Below are 12251 nucleotides of genomic sequence, written 5' to 3' on the forward strand. Positions count from 1 at the left end.
GAAGGGGGTCCCGATGGCGGTGGGCGACCGCACGTCGGATTTGCAGCGCGCCCGCCGGCTGATCTTCGACGACCGGCTCGGCGAGGCGATGACGGTCGTCGACCGGGTGCTGAAGGGCGACCAGTCGCCGCACGAGCGGGTCGACGCGCTGAAGCTGCGCCTGATCGTGCTGATCAACCTCGGGCGTTTCGAGGAGTACGCCGCGGTGCTCGACGCCGGGCTCGCAGCCGCCCGGCAGGTGCAGGACCCCGCGCAGTACGGCGAGCTGCAGGCCCTGGCCGCGATCGTGGCCCTGCGGGCCGGCTCGCTCGACCGCTGCGTGCGCGCGCTGGTGCACGGCTCCCGGGCGCTCGCCGCGGTCGAGCTCACCGACGAGAACACCGCGTGGGGCTGGCACAACCTGGCGATGGCGTACTCGTACACCGGCTTCCACGGCCACGCCCTCTCCGCCATGGAGCGCGCCCGGGAGGTCGCCGAGCAGGTGGGGGTGGCGACGGCGAGCACCGACTTCGCGGCGCCGCAGATCCGCCTGCGCCTCGCCGTGGACCTGGACCACCGCGGGGACAGCGAGGGGTGCCTGCGGATCCTGCGCGACATCACGATCGACCTGGAGCGCCGGGTGCGCGACGACGAGATCGGGCGGCTGCGGCCGGTGGCTCGCGGCGCGATGGGATACGCGCTGGTGCGCCTCGGCACGCTCGGGGCCACGGCGCCCAGCATCGACCCGTGGCCGCTGCTGGAGTCGGCCGGGCTCTCGACCCGCGCGAGCGACCTGCGCACGCTGGGTGCGGTCTGCCAGGCGATCGCCGAGAGCCGGCCGATCGAGGCGGTGGCCCGGCTGGACACGGCGCAGGTCAGCGACGACTCCCTGGGCGCGGCCGAGCGGCACCGGCTACGCGCGCTGGCGCATCTGGGCGCCGGGGACTACCGCGCGGCATACCATGCGGACCGCGGCGCCTACCGGGCCGCCAACGAGCAACTCGACCTGCTGCGCGACCTGTTCGTCGACGGCGTCGCCGCGCTGGTCGACCACGAGGACCTGATCCGCAAGGTCGACTTCCACCGGGGCGAGGCGCAGACCGACCCGCTCACCGGGCTGCCCAACCGCCGGTACCTCGAGGAGCACATCACCAAGCTCTTCGCGGCCGGCGGCCACGCGGCGATCGGCGTCTGCGACCTCGACGGGTTCAAGGAGGTCAACACCGCCCACGGACACCTGTCCGGCGACCTGGTCCTGCAACGGGTGGCCGGGGTGCTCAACCGCGTCATGCGCAAGGGTGACTTCGTGGCCCGCTACGGCGGCGACGAGTTCGTGGTGGTGCTCCCGACGACGTCGCCGGCCGAGGCGCGGGAGATCTCCCGGCGGATCGTGAACGCGGTGGCCGCGGAGGACTGGCAGTCGCTGGTGCCCGGCACGCCGGTCGGGGTGACGATCGGTTGGGCCGGCCTGGCCGGCGAGGGCTTCCAGAGCGTCGCGGAGGCCTTCGAGGCCGCCGACCACGCGATGCTGCGGGCCAAGACCCCGCGCCCGCGAGCGGCCCCCTGACGGGCCGCAGGGGGCGGCTCAGCGGGCGGCTTCGGCGGGCAGGTTCAGCGAGCTATGGCCGTCAGGATCACCCGGGCGTCCTCCTCGCGGATCCGGGCGCGCTCCTGGTCGGCGCAGACCGCGGCCCACGCGTTCGCCTTCGCCGTCGGCACGCGGTCGGCGCCCAGCACCGAGCGGCCCACCTTGAAGATCAGCTCCGCGGCGGTGCCCACCACGGCACGCGGGGCCGCCGAGATGTCGACGGGGGACGACGACGGCATGACTACCCTCCCGGATAGTGTCAGCAATCACGTTGGGTGCTGGTCGTTCGGCACGAAACGCTACCGGAGACCAGCGTGCCGCCGCACCGTTTCCGGAATGTGACATCCGCGTTAGACCCCCGTCACCCCCGGCTGAGCTGGTCCTCACCCGCGAGCCTGGCCTTGCGGTCGGCCTCTGCCAGGGCGTCCAACACCCCGTCGAGCTCACCGCCCAGGGCGAGATCCAGGTTGTACGCCGTGTAACCGATCCGATGGTCGGAAATCCGATTCTGCGGGAAGTTGTACGTCCGGATGCGCTCCGAGCGGTCCACCGTGCGCACCTGGGAGCGCCGCGCGTCCCCGGCCGCCGCGGCCGCCTGCTCCTCGGCCAGGGCGACGAGCTTCGCGCGCAGCATCCGCATCGCGCGGTCCTTGTTCTGCAGCTGCGACCGCTCGTTCTGACAGGACACGACGATCCCGGTCGGCAGGTGCGTGATGCGCACGGCCGAGTCGGTGGTGTTGACGCTCTGCCCGCCCGGCCCCGAGGAGCGGAACACGTCCACGCGCAGGTCGTTGGGGTCGACCTCGATCTCGCCGGTCTCCTCGGCCTCGGGCGTGACGAGCACGCCGGCCGCGGAGGTGTGGATGCGCCCCTGCGACTCGGTGGCCGGCACCCGCTGGACGCGGTGCACGCCGCCCTCCCACTTCAGCCGGGACCACACGCCGTTGCCGCCGTCCGGAATGCCGCGGGTCTTGATCGCGACCGCGACGTCCTTGAAGCCGCCGAGGTCGGACTCCTGCGAGTCGAGGACCTCGGTGAGCCAGCCGTGGCGCTCGGCGTAGCGCAGGTACATGCGCAGCAGGTCGCCCGCGAACAGCGCCGACTCCTCGCCGCCCTCGCCGGCCTTGATCTCCAGGATCACGTCCTTGGCGTCGCTGGGGTCGCGCGGGGCGAGCAACTCGGCGAGGCGCTCCTCCAGCTGCGGGATGCGCGCCTCCAGCTCGTCGGCCTCCCCGCCGAACGCCGGGTCCTCGGCCGCCAGCTCACGCGCGGCCGTGAGGTCGTCGCGGGCCTGCCCGAGGTCGGCGGCCGTCTTGGCGATCGGCGACAGCTCGGCGAAGCGCCGGCCGGTCTTGCGGGCCAGCGCCTGGTCGGCGTGGATGCCGGGGTCGGCCAGCTTCCGCTCGAGCTCCTGGTACTCCGCCAGGAGCGTGGCGAGCCGCTGCCCGCTGGTGTCGCTGCTCATCGCTTCTCTCCGTGTCGTTTGGGCCCCAACAGACGCGGCGCCCGCACCGAGCCCCGGGCGGGGGACGATGCGGGCGCCGGAAGCGCAGCTACTTGCCGGCCTGCTTGGCCTGGGCCTTGGCGTACTTCTGCTGGAACTTCGCGACCCGGCCCGCGGTGTCGAGCACGCGCTGCTTGCCCGTGTAGAACGGGTGGCAGACGGAGCACGTCTCCACGTGGATCTGCCCGCCCTTGGCGGTGCTGCGGGTGGTGAAGGAGTTGCCGCACGAGCAGGTGACCTCGGTGGTCACGTACTCCGGGTGGATGTCCGGCTTCATGGCCGCGGTCCTTTCGATAGTCGGTCGCCGGGTCGCCCGGGCGCGGGCGTGAACCGGAACCTGAGTTGGCCGTCGGTCAAGTCTGCCACGAGCTTGTCATGGCTCCTCGACCGGTCTGTGTAACGCGCGCACCCCCGCCGGCATTCCCGCCTCAATTGCATCGCGGCCGTCGGCGTGACTCACCTACGCTGACCGCGCTATGAGCCTCCACATCGACGAACTCTGCGATCCGAAGCTGCTAGCCGACATGATCGGCGGCGGATACGTCCACACCCAGCGCCACCCCTCGCTGCCGCTGCTGATCCACAACTACACGGCGAAGGCGCAGTACGAGAACGTGTGGAACGCGGCGACGCTGGCCTGCCGCGGGCTCGTCGTCCACGCGGAGACGGGCACGGTGCTGGCGCGGCCGTTCGCGAAGTTCTTCAACCACGGCCAGCCGGGTGCCCCCGCCCTGGATCCGCACGGCCCGGTCTCGGTGACCGACAAGGCCGACGGCTGCTTTCCGCGCGGAACCGCCCTAAACCTGTGGGGTGGTGGCTCGATTCGCATCGAGAAGGTCGCACCGGCTACGACATCACGACGACGACGAACAACTACCTCGCCCGCGTGCTCGTCCACAACTCGCTGGGCGGTGGCGACCCGCGGCTCGTTCGACTCCGAGCAGGCGCGGCACGCGACGCGGGTGTGGCTTTCGCGGTACGCCGGGCGCTTCACGCCGCCGCCCGGGCACACCGTGCTGTTCGAGATCATCTACCCCGGCAACCGGATCGTGCTCGACTACGGCGGCCTGGACGACCTCGTCCTGCTCGGCGCCGTCGAGATCGCGACCGGCCGCAGCCACGGCCCCGAGGCGGTCCCCGGCTGGCCCGGGCCGGCCGTCGAGACGTTCGGCTACACGACCCTGGCAGAGGCGCTGGCGGCGCCGCCGCGCGACAATCGGGAGGGGCTGGTCGTGCACTTCACCGGGCCCGACGCCCGGGTGAAGATCAAATACTCGGAGTACGTGCGGCTACACCGCATCGTCACCGGCCTCAACCCGCGCGTCGTGTGGGAGGCCATGGTGAACGGCGCCCTCGACGAGCTGCTCGAGCCGCTGCCGGACGAATTCCACGCCTGGGCCACCGGGCCTCACCGAGCGGGTCGACGGGCTCGTGGCCGAGGTGGAGCGGGAGTACGCCGCGATCGTGGCCGGGCTGGCGCCGGGCTGGACGCGCAAGGACTTCGCGGTCGCCGTGGCGCGTGACCCGCGCCGCGGCTGCCTGTTCCTGCGCCTGGACGGCAAGGACTACACCCCGCTGCTGTGGCAGCGGGTGCGCCCGCCGGTGGGCGAGCCCGCCGTGGAGGATTCGTAGATGGCCACGCTGACGATCACCCGGGGCCTGCCGGGCTCCGGCAAGACCACCTGGGCCAAGCAGCAGCCGCACCTGGTCCGGGTCAACCGCGACGACATGCGCCGCATGCTGCACGGCGGCCGCGTCGAGGACCCGGACCGGCGCGGCCGCGCCGAGCGGGAGGTCACGGTCGCGCACCACGCCGCGGTCGAGGCCCTGCTGCGCGCGGGCGCGGACGTGGTCTGCGACGACACCAACCTGCGCGGCCGGGTGGTGCGCGAGTTCGCCGAGCTCGCGGCCAAGTGCGGGGCGCATTTCACGGTGCGCGACTTCACCGACGTTGCGGTCGAGGAGTGCATCCGCCGGGACGCGCTGCGCGAGGGCGACGGCCACGTCGGGGAGGACGTGATCCGCTCGATGCATCAGCGGTACCTCGCGGGCCGCACCCTGCCGCTGCCGCTCCCGGTCATCGACCCGGCCCACGGCGCCCCCTACGAGCCCCCGCCGGACGCGCCGCGGGCGGTCCTGGTCGACATCGACGGCACGGTGGCGCTGTTCAACGGCCGCAGCCCGTATGACATGTCCCGGGTCTCGCAGGACCGGCCGAACGCCCCGGTGATCGCCGCCGTGCGCGCCATGCACGCCGCGGGCCACGAGGTCGTCTTCTGCTCGGGCCGCACGGACGACTGCCGCGAGGCGACGCAGGCGTGGCTGGCCGAGCACGTCGGCGTGCCCTACCGGGCGCTGTTCATGCGTGTGACGGGCGACCAGCGCCGCGACTCGGTGGTGAAGGCCGAGATCTTCGACAAGGAGATCCGCAGCCGCTACCACGTCGTGGGCGTCTTCGACGATCGCCGCCAGGTGGTCCGCATGTGGCGCTCCCTCGGCCTGACCGTGTTCCAGGTGGCCGAGGGCGACTTCTGACGTGGAGTGAGCCGCCGAATGAACGGCGAACGCCCCCGGGCGGGTGGGCCCAGGGGCGTTCGGCGTCGGATCTCCTACTCGCCCGGCGTGGTCTGGGCGATCTGCATGAGGAACTCGACGTTGGTCCGGGTCTTCTTGAGCTTGTCCAGCAGGAGGTTGAGCGCCTCCTGCGAGTCGAGTGCGTGCAGCACCTTGCGCAGCTTGATGACGATCGCGAGCTCGTCCGGGGCCAGGAGGATCTCCTCCTTGCGGGTGCCGGACGGGTCGATGTCGATCGCCGGGAAGATGCGCCGGTCGGCGATCTTCCGGTCGAGCTTGAGCTCGGCGTTGCCGGTGCCTTTGAACTCCTCGAAGATGACCGTGTCGCCGGTGGACCCGGTCTCGACCAGGGCCGTGGCGATGATGGTCAGCGAGCCGCCGTTCTCGATGTTGCGGGCGGCGCCGAGGAAGCGCTTGGGCGGGTACAGCGCCGTCGAGTCGATACCGCCGGACAGGATGCGGCCGGAGGCGGGCGACGCGTTGTTGTAGGCGCGGCCCAGACGCGTGATCGAGTCGAGGAGCACGACCACGTCGTGGCCCAGCTCGACCAGGCGCTTGGCCCGCTCGATCGACAGCTCGGCGACCGTGGCGTGGTCCGTCGGCGGCCGGTCGAAGGTCGAGGCGATGACCTCGCCCTTCACCGAGCGCTGCATGTCGGTGACCTCTTCGGGCCGCTCGTCGACCAGGACCACCATCAGGTGGCACTCGGGGTTGTTGCGGGTGATCGCGTTGGCGATCGCCTGCAGCACCATGGTCTTGCCGGCCTTCGGCGGCGACACGATGAGCGCGCGCTGGCCCTTGCCGATCGGCATCACCAGGTCGATGACGCGCGTGGTGAGGATGTTCGGCTCGGTCTCCAGCCGCAGGCGGTCCTGCGGGTAGAGCGGGGTCAGCTTGTAGAACTCGGGGCGGCGCTTGGCCTCCTCCGGGTCCATGCCGTTGACGGTGTCGAGCCGCACGAGCGGGTTGTACTTGTCCCGCCGCTGCTCGCCGTCGCGAGGCTGGCGCACCGCGCCGGTGACGGCGTCGCCGCGGCGCAGGCCGTAGCGCTTGACCTGCGACATGGCGACATAGACGTCGTTGGAGCCGGACAGGTATCCCGTGGTGCGCACGAACGCGTAGTTGTCCAGCACGTCGAGGATGCCGGCCACGGGCACGAGGACGTCGTCCTCGCTGACCTGCGGCTCGTTGCCACGGCCGGTGGCCTCGGCGCCGTCGCGGTCGCGGCCCCGGCGGCGGTCGCGGAACCGGCTGCGCCGCCCGCGACGGCCGGTGCCGTCGTCGTCGCCCTCGTCGTCGGCGAAGCCGCCGCGCTGGTTGCGGTCGCCCCTGTCGGCACGGTCGCCCCGGTCGGCACGGTCGGCGCCGTTGCGCTCCGCCCGCTCCTGACGGTCGGCGCGCTCGGCCCGGTCGTTGCGCTCAGCGCGCTCGGCCGTGCGTTCGCCCCGCTCGGGGCGCTCGGTCCGCTCCGCACGCTCGGTGGCACCGCGCTCGGCCCGCTCGGCCCGCTCGGCCGCGCGTTCGCCCCGCTCGGGGCGCTCGGCCCGCTCCGCACGCTCAGTGGTACCACGCTCGGCCCGCTCGGCCGCGCGCTCGGCACGGCTGGGGCGCTCGGCCCGCTCGGCGACGGGCGCCGCGGCGGCCGGCTCGGCAGCGGCCGCCGGCTCGGCGGCCTCTTCGCGAACGGCCCGCGGCGACGGCGGACCGGCGGCCCGGGTGGCCCGACGAGGGGTGCGGGCCGGCGCTTCGGTGACCTCGGTGGCCGAGGGCCACTCGGCCTCGGGAGTCTCCGCGGGGGCCTCCGCGCGGGTCTCGCTCCGCCTGGCCCGCGTGGTCCGGGCGGGCGCGGCCGCGGGGCGCGACTCGCCCGCCTGACGCTCCTGAATGGCGGTTACGAGCTCGCCCTTGCGCATGCGCGCGGTGCCGGAGATGCCCAACGAGGCGGCCAGGCTCTGCAACTCAGGCAGCAGCATGCCGGCCAACCCCGTGCCCGAGCGCCGCCGACGCGTCGCGCCGGCCTCGGCGCCGTCGGTCTCGACCGCGGTGCGGTCGGTGGAGACATCCGACGTGACGTCGGTGGTGTCGCTCAATGGATTCCTTCCCTCGTTAGGCCGGGGCTGCCCGGATGCAAGAACGATGGCCGGGTGGCCCACGGGTGCTCCCGCCTCGCGCGCGATGCGGGAGGTGTTGCAGCGCTGCCGGTGGGCGTGGACGCCATCATTTGCGTCACTGGCCCAGCCGTGCGCGCGCGATCACACGAAACGCGGGTTGGCGGCCGGGCGTGCGCAAGGGGTGCCACGGAATTCGGAGCACGCCGCCCCGCATGAGATCGCCGCACTGAGCGGCTGCTGTAGGACTAGAGAGTAATCAACTCCATGAGTCAGCGGCAACAGGGTCCCGCTCGGCGTGTTCCAGCGTACCTCATCCCAGGTCACCGCCGAGCCGCGCGCCCCTCATATCGACATCCAGCGGCAGAACACGCCAACCCGGCACCGCCCGCGGCGTCCAGCCGCCGGTGCCGAACGCGAGCACGCTGGGGCCCGCGCCGGACACCACGGCGGCCACCCCCTCGTCGCGCAGCCGCGCCAGAAGGCTTGCCGTCAACGGCATTCCCTCCGCTCGGTACCCCTGGTGCAGCCGATCCTCCGTCGCCGCGAACAGCAGCCCCGGGGCGCTCGTCAGCGCGTGCACCAGCAGCGCGGAGCGCCCGGCGTTGAAGGCGGCGTCGGCGTGCGGCACGGTCTTGGGCAACGCCGCGCGGGCCTCCTCGGTCAGCCCGCGCACCTCCGGCACGAAGAGCACCGGGTGGACGTCCTCGGCTGGTTCCAGGCGCACGGCGGCGGCCCGCCCGCGCTCGCCCCAGGCGATCGTGAAGCCGCCGAGCAGGCACGGCGCCACGTTGTCGGGATGGCCCTCGATCTCGTCGGCGAGCGCGAGCGCGGCGACGTCGTCCAGCCGCTCGGCGCCGTCCTGCACGAGGGCGCGCGCCAGCACGATGCCGGCGACGATCGCGGCGGAGGACGAGCCGAGTCCGCGCGCCTGGGGAATGCGGTTGCGACAGCGCAGCGCGAGCCCGGCCGGGTGCTCGCCCAACCGGTCGAACGCCCGGCGCATCGCCCGCACCACGAGGTGGCTCGCGTCGCCGGGCAGCTGGCCCTCGCCCTCGCCGGTCACCTCGACGTTCACCCCGTCGGTGGTCACGCGCGCCTCGACCTCGTCGTAGAGCGTCAGGGCGAGGCCCAGCGCGTCGAAGCCCGGACCGAGGTTGGCGCTGGTGGCGGGCACGCGAACGACGACGGGATCGAGCAGTAGGGCCATGCGGACATCTCACCATGACACGTGTGCGCTCAGTCTTCGGGATCGACGTCTTCTGACGCTACTGCGTCCCGACCCCGCCTGACCTCACGCCCGGCCTGGCGCAGGGCGAGGCGCAACGCGAACTCGATCTGGCCGTTCACGCTGCGCAGTTCGTCGCCGGCCCAGCGCGCGATCGCGTCGTAGACCTGGGGATCGAGCCGCAGGAGCAGCTTCTTGCGCTCGGGCACGGTCAGCCGTACAGCGTGCCGGTGTTCACGACGGGCTGCACGTTGCGGTCCCCGCACAGCACGACCAGCAGGTTGGCCACCATCTGCGCCTTGCGCTCCTCGTCGAGCTCGACCACCTCCAGCTCCCCGAGGCGCTCCAGCGCGCTCTGCACCATGCCGACCGCGCCCTCGACGATCTTGTACCGCGCGCCGACGATCGCGCTCGCCTGCTGCCGGGCGAGCATCGCCTGGGCGATCTCCGGCGCGTACGCGAGATGGGTGATGCGCGACTCGAGCACCTCGACGCCGGCGAGCGCGACCCGCTCCCCCAGCTCGGTGGTCAGCTCCTCGCTCACCACGTTGCCCTCGCGCAGGCTGGCCCGGCCGTCCTCGTGCGACTCGTAGGGATAGCTCGTGGCGAGATGGCGCACCGCCGCCTCGGCCTGCACGGCGACGTAAGAGATGTGGTCGTCGACGCCGAACGAAGCCTTGAACGTGTCGACCACGCGCCAGACGACGACGGCCGCGATCTCGACCGGGTTGCCGTCGGCGTCGGAGACCTTGAGCCGGTCGGTCTCGAAGTTGCGCACCCGCCTCGACAGGCGGTGCTTCGCGCTCAGCGGGACGGTCCAGTGGAAGCCGGCCTCGGAGACGGTGCCGGCGTAGCGCCCGAAGAACTGGATGACCCGCGCCTCGTTCGGGTTGACCACGGTGAATCCGGACAGGATCACGGCGCCGACCACGGACAGCGCGGCGATCGTCGCGCCCCCGGGCCCTTCCGCGAGGTTGACGCCGGCCACGACCGCGGCGACCGCGAGGATGACCAGCACACCGAGCATCGTGAACCCGGCGACACGGAACGCCCGTCGCTCCATATGACTACTCCTTGTGGGGGCTATCGAAGTGATATCACTACGATAGCTGTGCCGCGCAAGTCCCTTGCGGCACGCCGCCGAGGTGGCGCAGAGGACGACAAGTCGGGCAATTTATGCCCGACTTGTCGTATTTTTCGCCTGTCAGGCGGTAACAGTGCCCATTGGGCGCTTGGCGTCGCGAGCCGAGTTCGGACTGCGCTGGCCGCGGCTGCGCTCCGCGTCGACCAGCCATCATGTTCGTCATGATCACGGAGTGAACATGCACCAAAAGCAGCACGTTCACTCCGCGATAATGGAGAACCCCGCGCATCGTGGACGCCAGGCGCTGCCAATCGACGGTCGCTACCCCTGCGGGGCCGCCGGGGCGGAGCGGCGCAGGGTGACCGCGGCCCAGCCGGCCGCGTAGAGCACGGTCACCGCGCCCGAGGCGGCGACCAGCAGGCGGGGGTCGGTGTGGTCGACGAAGGCGCCGACCGCGAGCTGGCTGGCGGCGATCGACAGGGTGGCGAGCATGAAGTCGGTGGCGAACACGCGGCCGCGCAGGGCGTCGGGGACCTCGGACTGCAGCACGAAGTTTGACATCATCCAGTTACTGCCGCCCGCCACGTGGGCCAGCACCACGCCGGCCAGGACGAGCGGGAGCCAGGTCACCAGGCTGACGCCCACGTAGGCGAGGCCGTAGAGGGTCATCGACAGCGCGAGGCCGGGCAGCAGCCAGGCGCGGTGGGACAGCACCCGGCGCAGCAGGAGCGGGCCGATCAGGGCGCCCAGGCCGCGGGCGGCGAAGAGCAGGCCGGTGCCCAGCGGACCGGCGCCCAGCGCGGCGGCCAGGACGGGAAAGACCGTGAGGACGCCGTTGCCGAGGCCGACCGCCGACTTGACGGTCACCAGGGACGCGACGCGGGGGTTTCCGCGGATGTACCGCAGGGCCTCGGCGATGGCGGCGAACGCGCGCGACGGCTCGGCGTCGCGCTCGGCCTGCAGCGGCCGGCGGACCCGCCAGACCTGCAGCGCCGACAGCACCAGCAGGGCGGCGGCGAGCGCGAAGCACGGATAGGGGCCGAACGCCTGCGAGGCGATGCCGCCCAGGGAGGCGCCGATCACGAGCATCGTGCCCCACGCCGAGCCGCTCAGCGCGTTGGCCGCGGAGAGGTCGCCGGCTTCCACGACGTTGGGCAGCGCGGCCTGGGCAGCCGGGGCGAAGAACGCCTTGGCGACGGCGATCGCGCCGACGGCGACGAGGGCCACCCAGGCCGTCGCCGGGGTGCGGACCAGCAGCAGGGCAAGGGCGCAGGCGGCCATGGCGAGGTCCGCGATGATGAGGATGCGGCGGCGGTCGAGGCGGTCGGCGACGGTTCCGGTGTACGGCAGCAGCAGCGCGGTCACGCCGGTGTCGGCGGCCAGGACGAAGGCGCCCCACAGGCCGCTCCCGGTCAGGTGCGGCAGGAGCGTGAGCAGCGGGATCATCACGAACCAGTCGGCACCCAGGCCGATCAGGTCCGCGGCGAAGAGGTTGCGGAAGTCCTTGTTACGGATGAGAACCGAAAGGGCGGGCGGCACCCCCATACCGTAGTTGCCACCGCGACCGCGCCGACGCCCGCCCGCACTGCCAGAATGCGTTCGGCGGGTGAGCACCGTGGTCAATTCCCATTGCCCCGGCGTCGGTCCCGGATCGGTCGCCGACGACACCCGGCTCATACGTCGCCGTGGTGCGGCTGCGGCTGCTGGTCGCGTCGACCGCGGAGCCCGAAATACACCAACCAGACAATCCGCCGCCTCACTGTGATTTCCGCAACTCGCCGAGAATTACGTTCGCACGTACTGCGGCGGTGTCCCCGATTTCTCCGTTGTCCATTCGCATCCGAAGGTCGATGGCCGGCAATTCGGTTGGGAGCGGGTCGCATGAGCAACAGCGTTTCAGGACCGGCGAGTGGCGCAGCCCGTGGCGGGCGAGATGATGGCGTCCGAGCGGACCGACCTCAACGCCGTGCGCGACGATCAGCAGGGCTTCGGCGGCGAGCACACCGGGCCGGCCTCATGGTGAACCGCAACGGCCGCAGTCTGCTGCAGGCGCGGGAGGCCAAGCGCGGGAGGCCAAGCGCGGGAGGCCAAGCGCGGGAGGCCAAGCGCGGGAGGCCAAGCGCGGGAGGCCAAGCGCGGGAGGCCAAGCGTCGGCACGCTATCGCGGCCGAACCGCTCGGCACGGT

General features: G+C 72.3%; 11 protein-coding genes. 3 read left to right on the forward strand and 8 right to left on the reverse strand.

Going from position 1 to position 12251, the window contains the following annotated elements; genetic code table 11:
* The first annotated feature begins 13 nt into the window (after positions 1-13).
* Positions 14-1546, forward strand: a complete 1533-nt coding sequence (locus ABT297_RS31065; protein ID WP_350555952.1) for a diguanylate cyclase domain-containing protein — start codon at positions 14-16, stop codon at positions 1544-1546.
* Positions 1547-1590: 44 nt separating this feature from the next.
* On the opposite strand, the gene ABT297_RS31070 is transcribed toward ABT297_RS31065, so the two are convergent.
* From ABT297_RS31070 to rpmE, 3 genes are all read right to left on the reverse strand, one after another.
* Positions 1591-1806 carry a hypothetical protein gene (locus ABT297_RS31070; RefSeq protein ID WP_350555953.1) on the reverse strand — a complete coding sequence of 72 codons (216 nt, stop codon included), beginning with the start codon at positions 1804-1806 and terminating at the stop codon, positions 1591-1593.
* 122 nt (positions 1807-1928) lie between these two features.
* A complete protein-coding gene (prfA, locus tag ABT297_RS31075; protein WP_350555954.1) occupies positions 1929-3032 on the reverse strand; it encodes a peptide chain release factor 1 in 1104 nt (367 codons plus the stop codon).
* Positions 3033-3120: 88 nt separating this feature from the next.
* Complete coding sequence (gene rpmE, locus ABT297_RS31080) at positions 3121-3348, reverse strand: 50S ribosomal protein L31 (RefSeq protein WP_350555955.1); 228 nt, start codon at positions 3346-3348, stop codon at positions 3121-3123.
* A 199-nt stretch (positions 3349-3547) separates the two neighbouring features.
* Between rpmE and ABT297_RS31085 the strand changes: the two genes are divergently transcribed.
* Together ABT297_RS31085 and ABT297_RS31090 are read left to right on the forward strand one after the other, a co-directional pair.
* Positions 3548-4594: a 2'-5' RNA ligase gene (locus tag ABT297_RS31085; protein WP_350555956.1), complete on the forward strand. Its 1047-nt coding sequence runs from the start codon at positions 3548-3550 to the stop codon at positions 4592-4594.
* 109 nt (positions 4595-4703) lie between these two features.
* The gene (locus tag ABT297_RS31090) at positions 4704-5606 is read left to right on the forward strand and encodes a phosphatase domain-containing protein (RefSeq protein ID WP_350555957.1); all 903 of its coding nucleotides are present in this window, start codon (positions 4704-4706) and stop codon (positions 5604-5606) included.
* A 74-nt stretch (positions 5607-5680) separates the two neighbouring features.
* Here ABT297_RS31090 and rho read toward each other — a convergent pair whose 3' ends face one another.
* From rho to ABT297_RS31115, 5 genes are all read right to left on the reverse strand, one after another.
* The gene (gene rho / locus ABT297_RS31095) at positions 5681-7735 is read right to left on the reverse strand and encodes a transcription termination factor Rho (protein WP_350555958.1); all 2055 of its coding nucleotides are present in this window, start codon (positions 7733-7735) and stop codon (positions 5681-5683) included.
* Between the two features lie 331 nt (positions 7736-8066).
* On the reverse strand, positions 8067-8963 hold the full coding sequence (thrB, locus tag ABT297_RS31100; protein WP_350555959.1) for a homoserine kinase: 897 nt from the start codon (positions 8961-8963) through the stop codon (positions 8067-8069).
* A 29-nt stretch (positions 8964-8992) separates the two neighbouring features.
* Entirely contained in the window at positions 8993-9190 is a 198-nt protein-coding gene (locus tag ABT297_RS31105; protein ID WP_350555960.1) for a type II toxin-antitoxin system antitoxin, read from the reverse strand.
* Positions 9191-9192: 2 nt separating this feature from the next.
* Positions 9193-10044: an SPFH domain-containing protein gene (locus tag ABT297_RS31110; protein ID WP_350555961.1), complete on the reverse strand. Its 852-nt coding sequence runs from the start codon at positions 10042-10044 to the stop codon at positions 9193-9195.
* Positions 10045-10386: 342 nt separating this feature from the next.
* Positions 10387-11604: an MFS transporter gene (locus ABT297_RS31115; protein WP_350555962.1), complete on the reverse strand. Its 1218-nt coding sequence runs from the start codon at positions 11602-11604 to the stop codon at positions 10387-10389.
* Positions 11605-12251: the final 647 nt, after the last annotated feature.

Source organism: Dactylosporangium sp. NPDC000555, from assembly GCF_040300025.1.
Lineage (GTDB): Bacteria > Actinomycetota > Actinomycetes > Mycobacteriales > Micromonosporaceae > Dactylosporangium.

Excerpts from the sequence above, each read along its gene's own strand:
- ABT297_RS31065 (WP_350555952.1), top strand. The coding sequence starts at position 14 with ATGGCGGTGGGCGACCGCACGTCGGATTTGCAGCGCGCCCGCCGGCTG.
- ABT297_RS31070 (WP_350555953.1), bottom strand. The coding sequence starts at position 1,806 with ATGCCGTCGTCGTCCCCCGTCGACATCTCGGCGGCCCCGCGTGCCGTG.
- prfA (WP_350555954.1), bottom strand. The coding sequence starts at position 3,032 with ATGAGCAGCGACACCAGCGGGCAGCGGCTCGCCACGCTCCTGGCGGAG.
- rpmE (WP_350555955.1), bottom strand. The coding sequence starts at position 3,348 with ATGAAGCCGGACATCCACCCGGAGTACGTGACCACCGAGGTCACCTGC.
- ABT297_RS31085 (WP_350555956.1), top strand. The coding sequence starts at position 3,548 with ATGAGCCTCCACATCGACGAACTCTGCGATCCGAAGCTGCTAGCCGAC.
- ABT297_RS31090 (WP_350555957.1), top strand. The coding sequence starts at position 4,704 with ATGGCCACGCTGACGATCACCCGGGGCCTGCCGGGCTCCGGCAAGACC.
- thrB (WP_350555959.1), bottom strand. The coding sequence starts at position 8,963 with ATGGCCCTACTGCTCGATCCCGTCGTCGTTCGCGTGCCCGCCACCAGC.
- ABT297_RS31110 (WP_350555961.1), bottom strand. The coding sequence starts at position 10,044 with ATGGAGCGACGGGCGTTCCGTGTCGCCGGGTTCACGATGCTCGGTGTG.